Here is a 21,342-nt window from a genome sequence, read left to right as displayed (position 1 = left end):
AACGTGTTAAAGCGTGCGAAATTTAACGCAAGCAACGCGAACAATACAACAGCGAACGCAACAAACGCTAATTATACCCATTTTGGAAACAGGTATGAAAGTAGATATTCCTAATTTTAATCAGGCCAGAGTTTTAGTTGTTGGCGATGTCATGCTTGATCGCTACTGGTCAGGACCTACAGGACGCATTTCTCCGGAAGCGCCGGTACCTGTGGTAAAGATTGATGGTCGAGAAGACAGGCCTGGTGGCGCGGCGAACGTAGCATTAAATATTGCTTCACTCGGTGGACAAGTAACCTTGTCGGGCATAACTGGTCAAGACGAAGTGGCTAGTGCCCTAGATACCAGCTTATCGGCGATGGATGTGATATGTAATTTCTCGCAATCAGCTGACGTGCCAACCATAACTAAATTACGTGTATTAAGCCGTAATCAACAATTGATTCGCCTCGACTTTGAGCAGTCTTTACATGGCTTGAATAAACAAGGCCTAAATGAACTGGTTAGCGAAAATATTCGTCAACATCATTTGCTATTGCTGTCGGATTACGACAAAGGCACATTGTCTGATGTGCAAAGCCTGATCCAAATCGCAAAACAAAATAATGTCCCTGTGTTAGTAGATCCTAAAGGATCTGACTTTAGTAAATACCGCGGCGCGACGCTTATCACGCCAAACATGAGCGAATTTGAAGGCGTTGTCGGCGCTTGTAAAGATGAAAATGACATTGTTGCCAAGGGGCAGCAACTGTTAAAGGATCTTGATTTACAAGCCTTGCTTGTTACTCGCTCTGAAAAGGGCATGACTTTAATTCGACCTGATCAGGACGAGTTACATATTCCTACCCAAGCCAAAGAAGTATATGACGTTACCGGTGCCGGTGATACGGTGATCGCCACACTTGCGTTATCGGTTGCCGCAGGCAGCTCATTTTGTGAAGCAAGTGCGTTGGCCAACATTGCCGCTGGCGTTGTCGTTGGTAAGCTAGGTACCTCAACGGTGAGCGAAGTTGAAATCGCACAGGCACTGATGTCAGGTCAAGAAAGTGGCAATGGAGTGGTCACCGAAAGTCAGTTAAAGATGATCATTGAACAGGCGCAAAAACGTTCTGAAAAAGTGGTTATGACCAATGGCTGTTTTGACATTCTTCATGCCGGCCATGTGAGCTATTTAGCCAATGCGGCAAAATTAGGCGATCGACTGATTGTCGCGGTAAACGATGATGATTCGGTTAAACGTTTAAAAGGCAATGGTCGCCCGGTTAACCCTCTTGATCGTCGCATGGCGGTGCTGGCAGGTTTAGGTGCCGTCGATTGGGTTGTTAAGTTCAGTGAAGATACACCACAACGTTTGATTGCCAATTTATTGCCGGACATTTTAGTCAAAGGTGGCGATTATAAAGTTGAAGATATCGCCGGCGGTAAAGAGGTGATTGAAAACGGTGGCGAGGTGATGGTGTTGAATTTTGAAGATGGTGTGTCGACTACCGAGATAATAAATACCATACGCTTAGAAGATTAACGAAATATGTAAGCTGTCAGACCAGTGATTGAAAGGCGCAATTTAGCGCCTTTTTTGTGTCTGTAATACCTTAGTGGCGTAATTTCAGCGTACAGCTGTGCTTTGTTTGAACAGACACTGGGGTTACAATGCAGGAAATTGAGTGAACACGCTCCATCTGAACTTGCTAACGCCAAGAAGGAATTAACATGAATGTCGTCGAATTTATTCGTGAGCAAAAGGAACAATTGCAACAACGTAATGACCAATTTAAAGCACGATTAGAGCCGAAGTTTAAAAACATCAGTGAATTGATCAGCAGTCGCATTACTAATCTCACCAATACCTTAAATAACCCATGGTTTTCGAAGTTTGCTGATAACGAGCATGATAGTGAAACCGACTGCGCCGAAAAATGTGAGGTGGTCGTACAAACGCCAAAAGCAGAGAAAGCGTATAATCAATTATTGGCAAAACTTGGCCAAGAAACCTATGTTGGTCAATGGTATACCGTTGATCAACAATGTATTAATCAGTTTGCCGAAGTGACCGGTGATGACCAGTGGATCCATACCGATCCGGAGCGCGCCGAACAAGAATCACCATTTAAGGCGACCATAGCGCACGGCTTTTTAACCCTATCGTTATTGCCGAAGCTCACCGACACAGTGAATGAGGATAATAATCCTTATCCTGATGCAAAAATGGTGATTAATATTGGTTTAAATCAGGTGCGATATCCATACCCAGTGAAAGCTGGCTCAAGGGTACGGGTTAGAACGCGTTTGATTGAACTAAAACCGATGAAACGCAGCATTGAATTGGTCAACGAAATGAGCATTGAAGTGGAAAATTCAAAGCGTTTAGGCTGTATTGCAGAAACGGTATTACGCCTATATTACTAACTCAATGACTGACTCAAATACGAGCGCAAATATTAATTCAGATTTCATTCACTGACGCTTAACTAAATTATTTAACACGATAAAAAAAGAGCAACCATAAGGTTGCTCTTTTTTATTAATTGGCGGCGAAATGATTATTCAACAATGGTCATTTCGTCAACGATGTTGCCTGCACCATCGATGTGTTCCATGGTCCACAGCATAAATGGCACACTGGTATGGATGGCTCGATTTAACTTGGTGTCATAATCCCAATCACCAATGATTGATTCATACACGCCGTCAAATACCAGACCAACAAATTCACCTTTACCATTTAGTGTCGGTGAACCTGAGTTACCACCGGTGATATCTAGGGTTGATAAATAGTTAACCGGCACTGATTTCACTTTTTCACGGTAGTATTTACCGTAGTCTTTGTTGGCAATCGCAGTGCGGATATTTTCGAATAGATCAAATTCACTGTCACCGGCAACATACTTGGCTAGCATACCTTCTAATGTGGTAAATGGCGTCGCTGTTAGGCCGTCTTGTGGTGAATAGCCTTTGACATTGCCGTAGGTGATACGTAGCGAGCTATTGGCATCTGCGTAAACTGGCTCACCTTTGCTCTTTTTAAAGGCAATCATCGCCGCCATAAATGCAGGGCGCGCTTGTGCTAATTGACCATACAAAGCTTCCGCTTGTTGCTCTTGTTTACGGTCGTTGTCATATTGCGAAACCGCATACTGAATGTATGGATCGTCACTGGCCTTGAAGTCATCTACCGACTTTTCCATCCAAGCTAAGCGTGTCGCTTCGTCATCGAGCGCAGTGTTACTGTGCATTTCATCTAACTTCGCCGCTAATTTGTCAGCATCAAAGCCGTCAGTCAGGGCGAAAAATGCATCGAACGTTGGGTTGCGTTCAGACGCTGGGAACTGCGCATACTCGGCGATAAAGTGCGCCAATACCGCTTTGTCGACCTCTGCATCGTAACGACGGTTAACGCGTTTCATGCCTTGGGTAAAACGCTTCATGTCACGTTGTTGGTAACCTTGTTTGCGTTCGCTGTCAGCTTTGGTTTTTTCATTGGCCAAACGGTAGAGACGTTTTGAGACACTCATTAAATTGGTGCGACCAATATAGCTCATGATCAAATCACGTTGTTGGTTTTTCTCGGTCTCAGCCACTAACTGGTTCAGCTCTTTAAGTGCTTTACCATATTGCTTTTGACGATCCGCAGAAGCATTGATCCAGTCTTGTAGTTCAGTCAACTCTTGTTGCTTACGGGTTAGCATGTCACCTTTGTTAAAGCTTTCAACCATAGAGCCATAGTTTTTCGCGTAGTTCGCTAAACCAGCCAAGGTGCTTTCATATTTGATACGCGCTTCGCTGCCAGCTGGGGCTGTAGTTTTGATAACGTCAATGTATTCTTCGCGGTAGCGTTTTGATGTTGGGTAAACCCAAGTAAACACATTCTCTACTTCATCGGCGATGCGATAGCGATTGGTGCGCCCGGGGTAGCCAAGTACCATGACATAATCGTTTTCTTCAACACCATTGGCGTTAACGTTTAAGAATGCTTTTGGCTTAAATGGAACGTTATCTTTTGAATAATCTGCCGGCTTACCGTCTTTATTTACGTAAGCACGGTAGAATGCCCAGTCACCGGTGTGACGTGGCCACATCCAGTTGTCGGTATCGCCACCGAATTTGCCAATACTTGACGGCGGTGCGTACACCAAACGGACATCACGCAGCGCCAATTGTTTCATTAGAAAGTACTCTAAGCCGCCGTGAAAACTGTACACTTCACAACGATAATCTTGTGAGGTTTCACATTCGGCAACCAGTGCTTTTTCATTTTTCTCGATGGCGTTGTAATAGGCTTCACCTTGTACTGAGCTTGCAATGGAACCGGTAATTTTTTCGGTGACATTGGTCAATGACTCGGTCACGTATACGCGAGACCCCGGTGCTGCTTGTAATTCTTCGGCTTTGGTTTTAGCAACAAAGCCTTGCTTTAACAGGTTTTTGTCTTCTGAAGAGTTATATTGAATAGAACCGTAAGCACAATGATGATTGGTTACGACTAAACCTTGCTCAGATAAAAATGATGCAGTACAACCACCTAAGCTGATGATGGCGTTCATTGGAAATTGGTCTAGATTTTCCATTTGCGTTGGGTCTAACTCTAACCCCGCTTGTTTTAGCTTCCCGCTTATTTGTTGTAACTGATGCGGCTGCCACATCCCTTCGTCAGCTTGCAGAGTGCCTGCAAATACCAATGATGACAAGGACAGTGCCTTGATCAAATTTTTGTATAGCATATATGTATGTCCAACTGTTTTTATTATGTCAGGCGGTTTTTTAACCCATTAGTAGGCGGATGTAAACATAACCACGATAATTGGTAAATTTGTTGCGATAAAACTGTAAAATTTTATTCACCACCGCCTAACATCACTCTGTTGGCAGCGCATTTGCGTGACTCATCTATACTTTTTCTCAAGTGCCTGTGCAAGCCACGCTGATTTGGCACCTGTCTGATCCGTTTATTGATTTTTTATCGATGTATTGGGAGTTTTAAATGACAAATATTGAATCGTTGCAACAGCAAATTATAGACGCCTTTAATATGCGACATGCAACCAAGGTGTTTGATGACAGTAAAGTCATAGCTGAAGCGCAATTTACCACCATTTTAGAAGCCGCTCGCTTATCGCCCTCATCATTTGGTTTTGAACCTTATCAATTGTTGGTGGTGCAGTCCCCACAAAAGCGCGAGTTATTTAGAGACTTTACTTGGGGCGCTAATGGCGCCTTTAATGATACCTCTGGGCAGCTTGGCACCGCGAGCCATTTTGTAATTTTTCTGGCTCATACCCAAGTTAACATGCAGCACAATTCTGACTACCTGCAAACATTCCTCAAAGATGTAAAGCAATTACCTGACGATGTGATCGCTTTTTTTAATCAGGCGTATCAAAAGTTTCAGGAGCATGATTTTAAGGTAACCACCGACCGACAAATTACCGACTGGTGCGGTAAGCAAGCCTATATTGCCTTGGCCAACATGATGACTACCGCGGCGCTTATGGGCATTGATTCGTGTCCGATAGAAGGTTTTGAACAGGATAAAACTATTGCGGTGTTAGAAGAGCACTTTGCCATTGACCCAGCGCTATACAAACCTGCGGTTATGGCTGCCTTTGGTTATCGAGTGCAAGATCCACCACGGGGCAAAACAAGACGTACAATGGCGCAGTTGGTGACTTGGTATTAAACAACAAAAAGCCCTAGTCGATGACTAGGGCTTTTATAATCTAGCTTAGATTTATGCCAATTTAAAATACCATCAGCATTAACCTTCGATGCTACATTGCGGCAGCGTATATCGCTTTGATTTCATCGTGGGTCGCTTGAATTGGATTCGTTAAACCACATGCATCGTTCAAGGCGTTTGTTGCAAGCACATCAAAGTCGCTTTCTTTTACATCCAACTCTGTCAAACCTGACGGGATGTTCACATCTTTCGATAAGCTTCTAATGGCATCTAGTGCAGCTTGTGCGCCTTGTTCTGGGCTCATCGCAGAGGTATCAACACCCATAGCTTTTGCTACATCGGTTAACCGCTCTGGGCATACTTTGGCGTTAAAGTTTTGCACATGAGGTAATAAGATAGCGTTACAAACACCGTGCGGTAGGTCATAAAAACCACCTAATTGGTGCGCCATTGCGTGTACATAACCAAGCGATGCATTGTTAAACGCCATACCCGCCATAAATTGCGCATAAGCCATTTGCTCACGAGCGTTAATGTCATCACCATTACTTACCGCGGTGCGCAGGTTACCTTGGATAAGCTCAATCGCTTTTAAAGCGACTGCGTCGGTTAATGGTGTTGCCGCAGTTGATACATAAGCTTCTACTGCATGGGTTAATGCATCCATACCGGTTGCCGCTGTCAGTGATGCTGGTTTTTCAAGCATCAGCTCAGGATCATTTACAGAAATCAGCGGTGTGGTATTTTTGTCGACGATGGCCATTTTAATGTGGCGATCTTCATCAGTGATGATACAAAATAACGTCATCTCTGAGGCAGTACCGGCTGTGGTATTAATCGCAATTAGTGGTAATTGCGGTTTTTTCGACAAGTTGACACCTTCATAATCTTTGATTTGACCACCGTTAGTGGCAAGCAAAGCGATACCTTTGGCACAGTCGTGTGGTGAACCACCACCTAAACTGATTACAAAATCACAGTTATTTTGTTGAAGAAGAGCCAAGCCGTCATTTACGTTACTAACGGTTGGGTTAGGCTGGGTACCGTCGAATACAACTGTATCAACACCCTTGTCAGTGAGTAGCTGTTGAACTTTATCAACCATGCCAATATCGACAAGAACTTTATCGGTAACAATAATACCTTTTTTAAACTCTTGAGCCTCGATATTAGCGATTGCGTCCGCTAAACAACCAGCGCCCATTAAATTTATTGAGGGAATGAAAAATGCAGCCATGTGGTGCCTCCTAAGCAATTTAATGAATTGCCTAAAGCTTACACCTATTTTGTTAAAAAAGGTGTGATTGAAATGTAAAAGATATATTAATAATGTACCTCGCAGACTAGGTGTAGAGTGAAATGGTTGAAAAATATACATATAAGTGGAATTAGTCATAAAAACACTTGCACCAAAAAAAATCTTCCCTATAATGCCTTGCATCAACTTAACGTTGAGCACGTGTTGCCGGAGTGGTGGAATTGGTAGACACGACGGATTCAAAATCCGTTGCCTTTGCGGGCGTGCCGGTTCAAGTCCGGCTTCCGGTACCATTTATTCTTGTCATTACCACAGACAAGAAAACAATAAACCAGCTTAGAGCTGGTTTTTTTGTGCCTGAAATTTGTGATTACAGTAATTGGTCCTATTGATATTTTTGGTTGAAATTTTCGAAGGTCATATTAGTCATTTAATTATTCTTGGTTTGAATTAAATCTAAGATCAAGGTGGTTTTATCTGATTGTCTATATCTGGTAGTGGTTTATTGTACATACGTAATGAATTTGAAATGGCACATTCATTGTAGAGTATCCTCGTATTAACTATTTTGTAGCATTTCCTAGCGTATTATTGCGACTCCCAAACCTTAAGTTATTGAGAGAAACTTACAATGTATAAAAATACTTTATTAAAAAAGACTCTGTTGTCTATAGCACTTACTTCAGTTTTATTTGGTTGTGATGACGATACAGAAATTGTTGAAGTTGAAAAAGAGGTTATCAAGATTGTCGAAGTACCTGTTCAACCTACTGCACCTAAGATTCCAAATGTTGATGAAATTGACTTTAATCAATATAAGATCAGTTTACTAGCAGATACTCAAGGTGGAAGTGATGAAAATGGTCAAGCTCATGTCGCTCTTCATCCAATCGCTGCAGTCGTTAAACATCAAACCGACAACGATGTAGACATGATCATCGCGGTAGGTGATTTAACGAATAATGGTTCAGATATAGAGCTTGCTTTAATTAGTAAGTAACGATTCTATTTAATGTTAGTTAAACTGAATGTTTATAACTAATGCCGTTCACTTTAAGTAGGCGGCTTTTTTATAGGTTAGATTTTGCTTTACGTGCTGCAGAACTGCGGCACTTTTATTAACTGCTGTTTTTATTTCTAACTGGTTATACTTGGAAAAGTCGATTAATACTATATTGAGTATTAATCGACTTCTTGGTCTCTACAAGGATTAATTGTAATAACTTCAATGCTTTGCGTTGAATGATATGCTTGAGTAATTCAAGTGTGGAATGGAACATCCAATCAAGTAAGGTACTAACATGAATATTTTAAAAAAAATAATCTTATTCACAAGTTTCTCTTTCATAAGCCTTTCTGCCCATGCAATAAACAGTGTATTAACTCAGTGTAATAACTGTGTTTACTCTAGCGAGTACGAAAGTATCGCTAAATATGTGGCCGATGAAGAGGGGCATGCAAACGTCTATGTATTTATTGTCAATTTGGAACGAGAAGAATTGAGAAAGTATCAGGTAGTGACGATTAAATCATTTGAACCTGGAGTAGCTGATATTAGGAATATAGTAAGCCAGCATCCGTCATCTGAAGAGGTTGCGGCCTTTAATGATATGCTTGTTATTCATCAAGAGTTGATTAATTATTTACAATATAAAACGGATATACCTAGTGAAGACGTCGGTGTCGATAGTGCTTATGACCTATCTGGCTCATCTAGTGCAAGAAATAAGGTGTCGGACTATCTGGTAAATACTCGAACTTATATCGAAAAGACGGGCGATTTATTGGCTTCTGCCGCTCAAATTTCTGGAACAATGCAGCCTTTTCCTATTATTTTTAAAGTAGAGTTTGATGATGGTTCGTCTGCTTACTTTCAAGCTTTAGTAAGTGTCGGTGATTCACTGCCACTGACTTTAATAAAAGCTGTTGATGCGGATAGAAATGAAATACCGTTAAATCAAGAACAGTTTAGAACATCTCAATCATACCAATGGACAGAACAAGGGCAAGCAGGTGTAGATAGGTTTATGGCTGCAGCTAGTCGAAATGGTGTTTCAGTGGTTTTTGATGGTGCTTCTGAGGAGCCTGTTGATACAAACTGTGTCGGTAACAGTAGTGGTGGCCTGACATGTACAATCGTGACCAAACCAAAATAAATTACCATTGCAGACTTGGCTCTCGTAAACAATAAACCAGCTTAGAGCTGGTTTTTTTGTGCCTGAAATTTTATAAGCTGCTTTTTATCGATTGTATTTTGCGCAAAAAAATAGGCTTCCCGAATCATGTCGAGAAGCCTATTTCAGGGAGAGAAGGTTTACCTTGCGATGTTGCTACAAGGTAAGTTTCACTTTAGAACTTAGCGCGTACACCAATTGAGTAGCGACGATCCGCTTCTGTGTACAACCAAGGGCTACCTAGCTCAGATAGGAATATTGAAGGTTCGCCAGTCAAGTTAGTACCATTAGCAACAACGGTGAAGTTCTCGTTAATGTCCCAGCTTGCAGAGAAGTCTAACTGACCCCTGTCATCACGGTAGTTATTGCCGTAAACCGAATCTTCATCGCCAATAGAACCTGCAGAGTTGATACCTATTACACGCTTCTCATTCTCTGTATCAAGGTACTTATCACGATAGTTATAGGCTAAGCGCATTGCGAAGCTTTCGTATTCCCAAAACGCTTGTACGTTATAGGTGTTCTCTGAAATATCCAGTAGTGGGTTACCATTTGGTTGCTCACTGTCAGCATACGTGTAGTTTAAGTTAATACCTAAACCTGACCATGCACCTGGTAAGAAATCAAAGATTTGTTGGTAACCAATTTCGAAACCTTTTACTTCACCTTCTTCACCATTGGTATCTTTTTGCGTATCGATACCCGTTAGGCCTGCATCACGCAATCCTTCAACATGAGCGAAGCCTTCCGCATCAGAGAACTCAGTGGTGCTTGAATACACGAGTTGTGAGTTATCTTCGCCAGCGTTCTCTAGTTGACAAACACTGTACCATTCGGTCACGTTTTGACCTGAAGTAGATGGGTCTGCAACACACGTTGATGACGTGCTCAAGAATGACTCTACGTCTTTGTAAAATACAGCAAACGAGATCATGTTACCTTGACCGTAGTAGTGCTCAATTGACATGTCATATTGAGTTGCACGGTATGGGTCTAGATCGATCGCACCTTGAGTAGCCTTGGTGGTATCGTTGTTTACATCAAATGCTGGGCTTAGCTCGTTAAAGTCAGCACGACGCATAACTTTTGCTGCGGCAAAGCGAACTTGCGTTTGATCTGAAATGCTGTAAGTAACGTTCAAGCTTGGTAGAAAGTCATCATAATCGTTCTCACCAGTAACCTTTTCACCGTCACGCATAACCGCAGATTCAAGATCGGTCGTTACATAACGGCCACCAACGATGGCTGTCAAATCACCAAAATCTAAATACGCTGACAAGTAAACTGCTGCGGTATCTTCGGTGATGTCACGATAAGCACCTTCATTGAAGTCTTGGTTATCACGTAAGCTGCCGGTTGTTGCCATGTTCGTACCCGCAAGCAATTGTTGTAACTCACTGTAGGTGCGACCTGGGTTTGACAAACCGTTGTATGTAGCAAAGGTAAGTAAGTCGTTTTGACCTGTCTTGCCTAATTGATCAAATGAATGATCATGGCTCAACGTTGTAAAGCTACCGCCAAAGGCTGCGTTATAATCATCAATCCAAAGTGCTGCACTTGAACCGTCGTCATTGAACGCATTCTTATAGATATCTTTGATTTCTTCTTTGTACTCTTTGTATTCGTAATCTCGTTTGGTAGCACGAACACCGGCTTTAACTTTGCTTAACCAATCAATACTAAACGGCTCATCAATTTCGATATCAAAGCGTACAGCTGTTTCTTCATTATCGGTTTCTTTTAGTTCACTTTTAAACGTACGAAGTGCTAAGTTTTCTGCAGCAGTATAGGCGTTAGGATCTGAATGAATGATGCTAGGTAGTTTGTCACCTGATTGTGAAAATTCACCATCGTAAACGTGAGTCACTTGTGATTCATCAACCAACCATGGACCTTTCTCAATTGGACGCAAGGTAAATTCAGTATCTGGACGGGTACTTTCTGATGACGCGTAAGACACTTCACCTGAAATTTTAACTGAGTCAGACAGATTCCATTCCGCACCTAAGGCGTGAGAAAATGAATCCGTTTCACGGAAATCACTGTAGGTTTTTGGAATAGCGAAATCGTTAACTAAGGTGTAATTATCAATTTGGCCATTGCTATCTTGGGTGGTGCCTTCATTGGTTTCTAATGCACCAACAACACCTAAGATTGAATTACCTGCTTGTTCACCTTCGCGCTTAGTACCGCTTAAATCAAGGTAAACCATACCATCTGCTGATTCTGGTGCCCATTGGAATGATAGGTTCGCTGCGGTGCGTTCACGTTTCTCTACGTACTGCTCTACAGTATGCTGATCACGAACGATAAAGTTACCGCTTTTGGTGTTTGCTTCCATATCGTTAATATCGATATCTTGTGGCAATACGCGACTCATAAATTGGTCTTGACGGATTTCGCGATCTTGATAAGCAAGCATAGCTATCACACCAAAACTACCTGAATCACCTAGGTCCCAATTATTACCAATTGAGCCATTGAAGATAGGTGCCCAGTTTTCAGTTTTATCGGCGTATTCACCGTCTATAGAGATGTAGCTGGTCATAGCATCCAATTCTAGAGGACGCACTGTGCGCATACTTACTGTGCCACCTAACGCGCCTTCAATCATATCGGCAGTAGGCGTTTTAACAACTTCGACCGTTTTAAGGAAGCTTGATGGAAAATCTTGCAGGCTGATACCGTCACGAGAGTCACCAATCGTAGAGCGACCGTTTAACTCAACACGGTTTTGCGGTAAACCACGGATAGATACGCCATCACCAACACCAAAATCTGTAGTAATTGACACACCGGTAATACGTTGTAGTGCTTCGGCAATGTTATTGTCTGGTAATTTACCGATATCTTCTGCGACAACGGCGTCAACAATTCGACCGTCGGTTTGTTTTAAGCGAGCGGCTTCTTTCATACTGCCAAGCATGCCTGTTACTTCGATGACTTCCATATCTTCGCTGGCGGCAGTTTGCTCTTGTTCCGCAGCAAAAGATTGTGCGGACAATAGAGTGGTAAGGGCTGCGGCTAAAGCGGCATTATTTGTTTTAAATAAATTGCTCTTTAGTGCCGACGTTATCTTGTTGAGTTTCATTTTAATCTCCCCGTGAATGCGATAACAGTTGGTTGTTTTTATGTTTTATTATCAATTGTTTTATCTTGGTAAGGCCAATTTGTGTTTTTGTTTTTATTGGCACTTACCTTTGGTCACTTCAACATTAGATTATTTATTGTGCTGTTTCAAAGGTTATTTTTACATGTTCTTTACAATTGGTCATACAATCATGCTGTGGTTCTTTATTTTTAAGTGATCTCTGACTGGTATGATGAGTTGGTGTTGAGTGGTTGTTTTTTGATTGCTTTGGTTTTACCAAGTTAGATTTGATGGGGCAGAGATTGGTTAGAAAGAATGGTGATATGTTTTGCCTGTTGGTTGCGAATCAATACGTACTATAAGACGAGAAACTGTAGCAAGTTAGCGGCATAAATTAACCACATCAATATCATATTTGAGCGATATTACGAGCTTTACAACGGCTAAAAATAGGCTCGGCTCTGGTTGTCGATTGCTCGGTAATAGTGGGGCGATGTCTGGTTATAATGGAACGCAAAAAAGTAATACAAAAAGCCACCTTAATCTAAAGACTCAGAAGAAGGTGGCTTTCTATATTTAGTATGATGACAATTGAGCTGTCAATGCAGAAGGAGGCCGCTTATTTATGCCTGTCTTCTTATCGAGTACATATCTCGTTTTTCACTGCTTTCTTTTTTTATTTTTTCTAAGGCTCTGCTTTCTTCGGCTTCAAACAAGGTGTTAATCAAGCGATCGAAATGCTCGTGCATTGCCGTTCTCGATTGACTTGCGTCACGTGATTTTAGCGCATTGTAGATGGCTCTATGCTCAGCAATTGTTTTCGCATTATCTTTGCTACAAACACTGTCATAATCTTCGATGATTTCTTTTGAAGAAGCGCGCAATTCCCATAAGCTCGCCACCAAACTCTTCATTGCTTCATTGTGAGTCGCATCGGCAATTATTCTATGAAAGTCCTTATCGGCGGCTTGCATATTCTTGCCTTCTTCCATATCGGTGAGTGTTTGATGCAGTTCATCCAGCTCTTCCTCGGTGATGGCAGCAGCAGCCAGTGCGGCGACTTCACCTTCAACAACGGCTCGTGCTTGCGTCACTTCGAAGGCATTGATTTTTTTCGATGCCTTACCGGATTTCTGAGAATCTAGTACATAAACGCCAGAGCTTGTTTTAACTTCAACACGGCCTCTCACTTCAAGCGCAATAATTGCTTCGCGAATGGTTGGTCGGCTAACATTGAATCGTTGCGCAAGTTCTCTTTCTGGAGGTAAACGACTACCCGCTGGAAACTTTCCAGAATTAATAGATGTTTCGATTAAATCGACAATGCCCCAGAACAGTCTTTTTGCTGCCATATTTTCCCTACCTCAATAGACTGAAAATGAAAACTTAACGCCAATATTCAGGCTTTAAATTTTGTCCAATAAACACAATGTAATAATTACATATCATTTGTTAATGTTCAAGATGTTATATTACCAATTTTTTTTGGGGCTTTAGTTAATTTGACATCCTTTTTAATGTTTATTTAAAAATAAGTAGAAACTCGGTAAGTACGTTAAGCCCTTTGTTTTTATGTCTTTATTGGGTTTTTAAAAGGTGTGTATGTAGGTGTTTGTTTAAGTTTTGGTAAAACTACTGTTGCTCTTATGGTTATACCAATGTGAGTGCGTTTTGTGTTTCTGATGTTTCGAAGTGGTGTTTTTAAGCGGCGTTTACAAGCGGTGTTCTTTTTATTATTTTAATAGGGCAGAGCATTCGGTTGTTAGCCGGTGCTTATATTGTGCTGATTACCTGTTATTAAGGCTCCCCTACAACGCTTAGCGGGGCTATTTTTAGGTAAAAAAAGCGCCACATTAAGTGGCGCTTTTTACTTGAGGGAGAATGTCTATTTTGTTGCTAAGTTACTCAGTAGTGACGATAACTTCAGCAGAGTTTGAATGATAAACTGATGCATCATTGCTGTCAGGGTCTAGCGATACACCGTCAGTGTAGCTTTCAAAATCATCTTCAAATGCCACGGTTGTACCGGCCATGTCAGAATAGATTTTAACCTCATCAACAAAGTATGCAGCATCAACAACCGTTGAACCATTGTCACCTAGCTTAAATATAGCGTAACGAACACCGGTCATTACGTCACTTAGAGATGACGATGCTGAAGAGAACGCATCCGTCGTAACGCTGGTACCATTGATAGTAATGGTAACAAGAGGTGCTACTGCATCGGTCGCTGCTGAGGCATCCCAAGTCATTTCAACATCAGTCCAAACACCTGGTACAAATGGAATAGCAACATCGATGTCTTGGTCACGAATCACGAATTTGTCTTCTTGGATTCGTAAGTCAACAATAGCATTACTAGTGCTGGTTGATTCACCAAATAAACCTATATACGCGTCTTTCGCACCGTCAGGGTTGGTTGAGTTATCTTGTTTAAGGAACGATACGGTCAGTTTACCCTGAGCGATGGCGGAATCTAGCTTGTAGCGAAGTTCACCGGCATCGTCGGTCATGCTGTCAGTAATTTGCGCGATTTGGTTACCCGCACTACCAGGACCCGTCGTTGGTCCAGTGTCTGTGCCGTAAAGCGCAACAACAGCTTCGGCGGTATTCGAGTGATAAGGTGATGCACCGTTATCATCATCTAACGAGTCACCAACGGTATAACCTTCAAAATCATCTTCAAATGCCACTGTTGTACCGGCCATGTCAGAATAGATTTTAACGTCATCAACAAAGTACGCAGCATCAACAACCGTTGAACCATTGTCACCTAGCTTAAAGATAGCGTAACGAACACCAGCCATTACATCACTAAGAGATGACGATGCTGAAGAGAACGCATCAGTTGTAACGCTGGTACCATTGATGGTAATGGTAACTAGAGGCGCGATTGCATCGGTTGCTGCAGAAGCATCCCAGGTCATCTCTACGTCTGTCCATACACCTGGTACAAATGGGATAGCAACATCGATGTCTTGGTCACGAATCACGAATTTGTCTTCTTGGATTCGTAAGTCAACAATAGCATTGCTGGTACTGGTTGATTCACCAAATAAACCAATATAGGCGTCTTTTGCACCATCTGGATTCGTTGAGTTATTTTCTTTTAGGAATGATACGGTCAATTTACCTTGAGAAATGGCTGAGTCTAGCTTATAGCGAAGTTCACCGGCATCATCAGTCATGCTGTCGGTAATTTTTGCTACTTGCGTCGCAGCAACCATATCAGTACCTGTGATGGTAATAACAAGGACAGCGGTACTGCCATCGGTCGACATAATGGTAATGTCATCTGTTATGGTATCTGTAGAACTTGCAAGCGAAGAAACTGTCGCATTTGCGGTATCTAATGTGTATGTCCAATCGCCATTGTCTGCGATTGAAAATGTACCGTAGGTCGTCATCACATCAGTTTGTACTTCAGCCATGTCTTCACCGGCGTCATCGTCACTGATTGCAACGTTACCACTGATAGGGTTCATAGCATTATTAGCAACAGTTGCTGCTAAGTTTTCGAATGTTGCTGGCACATTGCCTTGGTTGGCAATAATTGCAGACGTTGGTTCTGATGTCGTCACTTCATCGTAGGCATCACCATCAACGTATGATGCGGTTACAGTGATCACTTTACCAACATCGGCTTCCATGATTATGTAAGTTGCCGCAGTTTCGCCGCTGATCTCTACGCCATCGGCATACCAAGTAAATACAACGTTTTCTAGATCAAAATTATTATCATCAAGTAACGTGGCTGTTAGCAGTTTACCTACTTCCATCGCACCAGAAATAGTGATTGAACCGATAAAGTTCATTAACGTTGAGCTTGTTTCATTTGAAGTGATTCGTTCTTGATAATCATCGTTATCAATATACGAAACCGTTACACTAATTTGAGAACCGGCCTGTGCTTCCGTTAACGTAAACGAATTAGATGTCGCTTCAGGTATTACTGTGCCGTCTGCCATCCAACTGTAGTTTATCGCTGATTCATCAACACCATTAGCATCAGCTACGGTTGCCGTTAACGTTTCCCCAACCCTTGCATCACCTGAAACGGTTAGCTGGCCAAATGAATTACCATTTTTGTCTGGCAACTCATCGGTATCACAACCAGCCATTGCTAACGCAATCGCTGCCATAGCAACCGATTTTCTCATTGTTATATTTTTCATTATTATAGTCCCATTGTTTTCCTGGTAAACCAATTGTTTTTATTTTGGTTTGGTTTTTATATTAAATTGTATAGCCAATTTGTCAACCATGCTGTTGTGATTAAATTAATTTAATAGCACATATTGTATTTTCACGAGGTTAGATGTGCGTTGGTAATGGTTTATTTGGTCATCCCAATTTGCCTAACCAAGAGTGTGTTTATGTTATTGTTTGGCAACAAACTCCACTGAGATTGTTTACTTATATTAGCCGCCCTCATGGTTTGTAATTTGTATACATATTAATCTTTTATAAGGCTTGTGTTAGCTAATCGTCAACCCATAGATAGCTCACTGATATGGCGAGATATTGTATTTAACTGCCTTTTTATCACTAAGTCTCTGAACTTGTGCGGGATGTTTTTATTGGCTTGCAGGAAAATTTATCAATTATATGGTTTGTTTTTCTATCTAATTCCTAGTTCCTGTCGCGCACGTCTAATACCTTAGTGTGGCAATTCACACTGCAAATAAAAAATCCCTCAATGTGAAGCGGCAATCGAAGATATTTACCGATGATATGAATTGGTCAAAATTAACCTTGTTTAACTGTCTTTGGTGACCCTTAGCCTGAAACCGTTATTGGTTAAGGGGTTGCGATCAATTGGTAAGTTTATAAATGTTATTTTATGTTAAATTGTTTTACCAAAATGGTTGACAATGTTTTTTTATGTTGCTTGAATAAGCACAAGCTGAATATAAAAAAATTAAAATAATCGGAATATATCAATGGCTACTAACAACAAGTTAAATAAGATTAGCTGGGCAATTCGCCAACAGGGCAGCTATCCACGAAAATTCTTATGTGCTTCAACATTGCTAACAATGCTTGCATTTGGTGCAACGGCACAAGAAAACGAAACCGAAGCTGAAGTAGAATCAGATATCGAGGTGATTGAGGTCAGTGGTATGAGGGGGACCATGACTCGTTCATTGAACGAAAAGAAAAATACCACCGCAATCGTCGATGCTGTTGCGGCAGCGGATTTTGGTGAACTACCAGGTTTATCATTATCAGACGTTATTGAAAATATTACCGGTGCAACCGGTCACCGTCTTAAAGGTAGTCAAAACGAAATATCAATTCGTGGCCTTGGTTCATATTGGGGTTATTCAACGTTTAATGGTCGCACTATTACCAATGCTGGTCCTGGTCGAGCAGTAAACTTTAAGAAATTCCCATCAGAACTTGTTGATAAAGTCGTCATTTACAAATCTCAACAAGCTGACCTTGTTGAAGGTGGTACGTCAGGTACCATCGATGTGAACTCGTTACGCGCGGTAGATTACGGTAAGAGCCAGTCTACATTCCAAGCTGCCGGTATTTACAACAGCTACTACGAAGATGTAGACGGTGATGTTGATCCTTGGGGTGCAAAATTTGTTGCATCTACGGTACAGCAATGGGAAACCGATGATTTTGGTGACATGGGTTTTACCCTTGGTTTTAACTACACAGATTCTTCTAACCCGGAAGAAAACTACGGCGGTAGTTCACAAATGGGTGTATGTGCCTTGCGCGCTGCTGATGGCACACCATTAACCGGTGGTAGTAACTGTGCTACTGGTCAACAAGGTGTTAGTGCCGGTCGTGTAGGTCGTGAACCTGAATTAGGTATTGATACCGACCTTGCCGATTATGATCAAAGCAGTATCTTTTATGTACCAAATGATGCCTACTGGCGTACAGGCGAAGATGAAGATGATCGTTTTGGCGCGGTATTTACGTTCCAATGGGTGCCAAATGATCAGTTAAACATTAACGTTGATTATGAGCATTCTGATTTAGAATACACCGAAAAACGTATGGAATTGGCGCTAGATACGCGTCGCGACGACCTTGCTGATCACATTATCAGTTCAGATCACACCTTATTGTATGCAACCGGTGAAGCCCGTCCTACATTACAAGGTGAAAACCGTAACCAAGAAGATGAATATCGCGGTGGTGGTATCGAGATTGAATACACGCCTACTGATGATTTAACTCTTAACTTAGATTTATCTTACTCAGAATCTTACCGTTACCGTACGCGTCATCGTACCAAGTTCCGTTCGACTGAGCGTTACAACTACTCACTTGATTTCCGTGGTCGTAATGTTCCAACCCTCACTTGGCTTGATAGCAATCGCTTAGGCCCAAGTGATCCTGGGTTCTCTTCTTGGGAAGCGTTTGATGCTAGCTACATGGGCAACTTTGTTCATGACGGCCACGCATACGTAGAATATCGTCGTACTCATGAAGAACGTAAAGATGATATTTGGGCTATTGATTTTAGCGGTCAATATGAACTGGATAATAATTACATTTCAAGCATTAAAGCCGGTGTTCGTTACTCAGTAGAACAATTGGTTGACTATGTAAACAATGATGTATCACTTGTTATTGCCGATGGTAGCCAACGTAATGGTGCCAGCGATAACGAAGATAATAGTTGGGATGAATTAAATCCAGAAGCAAACTCAGAATTGATCAATGGCATTATCGACAATTGTCAAAACGACCATGAGAACAACATTCAATTTACCGAAGAACCAGGTGAAGGTGGCGACGCAACGCGTTATGCAACCTATGATCACAAGTGTTTTATTGGTCAAATCTTAGGCCAGTTGCCAGGCGCAACAGGTACAGACTTTTATGACATTGGCGAACGTGAAGATGGCCGTGATGGTGGTGACCGTGATGTAGAGGAAACCATTACAGCCGGTTATATTATGGCCAACATTGATACCGAAATTGCTGATATTCCAGTGTTTGGTAACGTTGGTGTTCGTGTCGTTAAAACTGAAACTCACTCTGATGGTTGGGGTGACAAGGTGTACATCACATCAACAGAAAACAATGAAGGTGACATCACTTGGGATGCGGTAATTAACCCAACCGGTGAAATCGAAGCTGTTGACTTAGATTCAGATTACACTGAGTGGTTACCTAGCTTGAACTTAACCTTTATGGTTACCGACGAGTTCTTCATTCGTACAGCAGCTTATCGCTCACTTTCTCGTTTTCAAATGAATGCGATGTCAGCCGGTGTAAGCTATGAAACCTGTGAAGATGAAGATGATACGGTATGTGACCCAGATACTAACACGGATTACTCACAAGTTATCCGTGGCGGTGAAGCAAATGGTAACCATTTAGACCCATACACTGCGATGAACTACGACGTATCATTTGAATACTACCCGTCGCAAGACGCGTTCTTTAGTGCGGCATTGTACTACAAGTCGTTCGAAGGTGGTTATGAGACCATTACAGAACAACGTGACATCACTGTTGAACTAGATGGTGAAGATTCGCTTTACCCAGATGTAAGCCATCTTGTTAAACAAACATCTGATGATGACTCAGTCATTAAAGGTGTCGAATTTACCGGTCAGAAGCACTTTAGCGAATTACCTGCACCATTCAATGGCCTTGGTACCAAGTTCGCATGGAACTACGCGGATTCAAACTTCAATACAGATGAGCCAGCAAGTCCAGGTATTGTACCAGATGCCAACTTATTTGGTTTCTCTCGTAATGTTGCGTCAGCGTCAATTTACTGGGAAGGTGAAAATACAACGGTACGTCTATTGTGGAAACACAGATCTAAGTACCTACAACCAAACAGCCTACCGTTCCCTGATCGCTCACATCGTTATGTGCAAGACGCGAACTACATCGATATGTCAGCTAAATATAAGTTGAACTCAAATGTTAGTTTTTTCTTGAAAGGTCTTAACTTGACCAACGAACCACAAGTGTACACTCGTGGTAACGACACAACGATTGCTGATTACTCTCGTTCAGGAACTAAATGGGAGTTTGGTGTTAAAGCTAAATTCTAATAAGCAACAAGACTTTGACGAGCAGTTTATGCTGCTCGTCTAAACAAACAAGACGACGTTTTTAGCCGTATCTACGATTAGAACGTTGTCCATTAACAAAGTAACAAAATTAGGTGCCCCGTTATATAAGAATGCCTCGCAATTCATTCACGGCACGCACGAAACAGTAATTTAGGAGTTTAATATGTCAAAGCCAACGATTGGTTTTATCGGCCTAGGCCTTATGGGCGGCAACATGGTCGAAAATTTACAAAATAGAGGCTATGAACTGACGGTCATGGATCTCAACAAAGATGCCGTAGACGCATGTGTTGATCGCGGTGCAAAAGCGGCAAGCTCAGCAAAGCAATTAGCAGAATCTAGTGATATTGTTATGTTGTGTCTGACTACATCTGCCATTGTAGAGAAAGTTGTTTATGGCGATGAAGGCATTCTTACTGGAATCAAAGAAGGTTCTGTATTGGTTGATTTTGGTACGTCAATTCCTGCATCAACTCGTAAAATCGGCGCTGATTTAGCCGCTAAAGGTGTTGGTATGATTGATGCGCCTCTTGGCCGTACCCCAGCTCATGCGAAAGATGGTCTATTGAACATTATGGCGTCTGGCGATATCGATACCTTCAACAAAGTTAAACCTGTATTAGAAGAGCAGGGTGAAAATGTATTCCACCTTGGCGCTCTAGGTGCGGGTCACACCACTAAACTTATCAACAACTTTATGGGTATGACCACAGTATGTGCCATGTCTCAAGCGTTCGCTGTTGCTGATCGTGCTGGTGTTGATCGTCAACAATTGTTCGACATCATGTCGACTGGCCCGTCTAACTCACCGTTTATGCAGTTTTGTAAAAACTACGCAGTAGACGATGTTAGCGACTTAGGTTTCTCAATTGCTAACGCTAATAAAGACTTAGGTTACTTCTTACAAATGGTTGAAGACTTAGGCACTCGTTCAGAGATCGCAGAAGGTTCATCGGCTAACTTGCAAGCGGCATTTGACGCTGGCATGGGCAATGGTAACGTACCTGAGATCTTTGATTACTTTCGCACTTTAAACAAGTAATCTCGATCGGTTCGCGGTCTAAAGTCCGCGAACACAT

The 21,342-nt window shown here is 41.9% G+C and carries 12 protein-coding genes and 1 tRNA gene; 8 read left to right on the top strand and 5 right to left on the bottom strand.

The annotated features are described in order from the left end of the window. Nucleotides 1-94 precede the first annotated feature (94 nt). Both hldE and HII16_RS02085 read left to right on the top strand, forming a co-directional pair. The gene (hldE, locus tag HII16_RS02090; protein WP_169127037.1) at nt 95-1,522 is read left to right on the top strand and encodes a bifunctional D-glycero-beta-D-manno-heptose-7-phosphate kinase/D-glycero-beta-D-manno-heptose 1-phosphate adenylyltransferase HldE; all 1,428 of its coding nucleotides are present in this window, start codon (nt 95-97) and stop codon (nt 1,520-1,522) included. Between the two features lie 188 nt (nt 1,523-1,710). Continuing rightward, nucleotides 1,711-2,406 carry a MaoC family dehydratase gene (locus HII16_RS02085; protein ID WP_169127035.1) on the top strand — a complete coding sequence of 232 codons (696 nt, stop codon included), beginning with the start codon at nt 1,711-1,713 and terminating at the stop codon, nt 2,404-2,406. Between the two features lie 134 nt (nt 2,407-2,540). Here HII16_RS02085 and HII16_RS02080 read toward each other — a convergent pair whose 3' ends face one another. Further along, nucleotides 2,541-4,718: a S46 family peptidase gene (locus tag HII16_RS02080; protein WP_169127033.1), complete on the bottom strand. Its 2,178-nt coding sequence runs from the start codon at nt 4,716-4,718 to the stop codon at nt 2,541-2,543. 260 nt (nt 4,719-4,978) lie between these two features. Here HII16_RS02080 and HII16_RS02075 point away from each other — a divergent pair, with 260 nt between their 5' ends. Continuing rightward, the gene (locus HII16_RS02075; protein ID WP_169127031.1) at nt 4,979-5,674 is read left to right on the top strand and encodes an NAD(P)H-dependent oxidoreductase; all 696 of its coding nucleotides are present in this window, start codon (nt 4,979-4,981) and stop codon (nt 5,672-5,674) included. A gap of 91 nt (nt 5,675-5,765) precedes the next feature. On the opposite strand, the gene yiaY is transcribed toward HII16_RS02075, so the two are convergent. Continuing rightward, nucleotides 5,766-6,911 (bottom strand): L-threonine dehydrogenase, encoded by a 1,146-nt coding sequence (gene yiaY, locus HII16_RS02070; protein WP_169127029.1) that lies wholly within the window; start codon nt 6,909-6,911, stop codon nt 5,766-5,768. Between the two features lie 227 nt (nt 6,912-7,138). Between yiaY and HII16_RS02065 the strand changes: the two genes are divergently transcribed. The 3 genes from HII16_RS02065 to HII16_RS02055 all read left to right on the top strand — a co-directional run bounded on the left by HII16_RS02065 (nt 7,139) and on the right by HII16_RS02055 (nt 9,088). Then, nucleotides 7,139-7,225 (top strand) — tRNA-Leu (locus tag HII16_RS02065). A 338-nt stretch (nt 7,226-7,563) separates the two neighbouring features. Then, nucleotides 7,564-7,932, top strand: coding sequence for a hypothetical protein (locus tag HII16_RS02060; protein ID WP_169127027.1), 369 nt, complete (start codon nt 7,564-7,566; stop codon nt 7,930-7,932). A 301-nt stretch (nt 7,933-8,233) separates the two neighbouring features. Further along, entirely contained in the window at nt 8,234-9,088 is an 855-nt protein-coding gene (locus HII16_RS02055) for a hypothetical protein (RefSeq protein WP_169127025.1), read from the top strand. A 193-nt stretch (nt 9,089-9,281) separates the two neighbouring features. Here HII16_RS02055 and HII16_RS02050 read toward each other — a convergent pair whose 3' ends face one another. The 3 genes from HII16_RS02050 to HII16_RS02040 form a co-directional block, all read right to left on the bottom strand. Beyond that, nucleotides 9,282-12,197 carry a TonB-dependent receptor gene (locus HII16_RS02050; protein ID WP_169127023.1) on the bottom strand — a complete coding sequence of 972 codons (2,916 nt, stop codon included), beginning with the start codon at nt 12,195-12,197 and terminating at the stop codon, nt 9,282-9,284. 623 nt (nt 12,198-12,820) lie between these two features. Then, the gene (locus HII16_RS02045) at nt 12,821-13,549 is read right to left on the bottom strand and encodes an FCD domain-containing protein (protein WP_169127021.1); all 729 of its coding nucleotides are present in this window, start codon (nt 13,547-13,549) and stop codon (nt 12,821-12,823) included. 549 nt (nt 13,550-14,098) lie between these two features. After that, nucleotides 14,099-16,372: a VCBS domain-containing protein gene (locus tag HII16_RS02040; protein WP_169127019.1), complete on the bottom strand. Its 2,274-nt coding sequence runs from the start codon at nt 16,370-16,372 to the stop codon at nt 14,099-14,101. Between the two features lie 768 nt (nt 16,373-17,140). Between HII16_RS02040 and HII16_RS02035 the strand changes: the two genes are divergently transcribed. Both HII16_RS02035 and HII16_RS02030 read left to right on the top strand, forming a co-directional pair. Continuing rightward, entirely contained in the window at nt 17,141-20,242 is a 3,102-nt protein-coding gene (locus HII16_RS02035; RefSeq protein ID WP_169127017.1) for a TonB-dependent receptor, read from the top strand. Nucleotides 20,243-20,426: 184 nt separating this feature from the next. Beyond that, nucleotides 20,427-21,305, top strand: coding sequence for an NAD(P)-dependent oxidoreductase (locus tag HII16_RS02030; protein ID WP_169127015.1), 879 nt, complete (start codon nt 20,427-20,429; stop codon nt 21,303-21,305). Nucleotides 21,306-21,342 lie beyond the last annotated feature (37 nt).

The sequence above is a fragment of the Thalassotalea sp. Y01 genome (assembly GCF_012932945.1).
GTDB lineage: Bacteria > Pseudomonadota > Gammaproteobacteria > Enterobacterales > Alteromonadaceae > Thalassotalea_A.
Note: the sequence above shows the minus strand (reverse complement) of the source record. Positions and strands in the feature narration are given on the sequence as shown.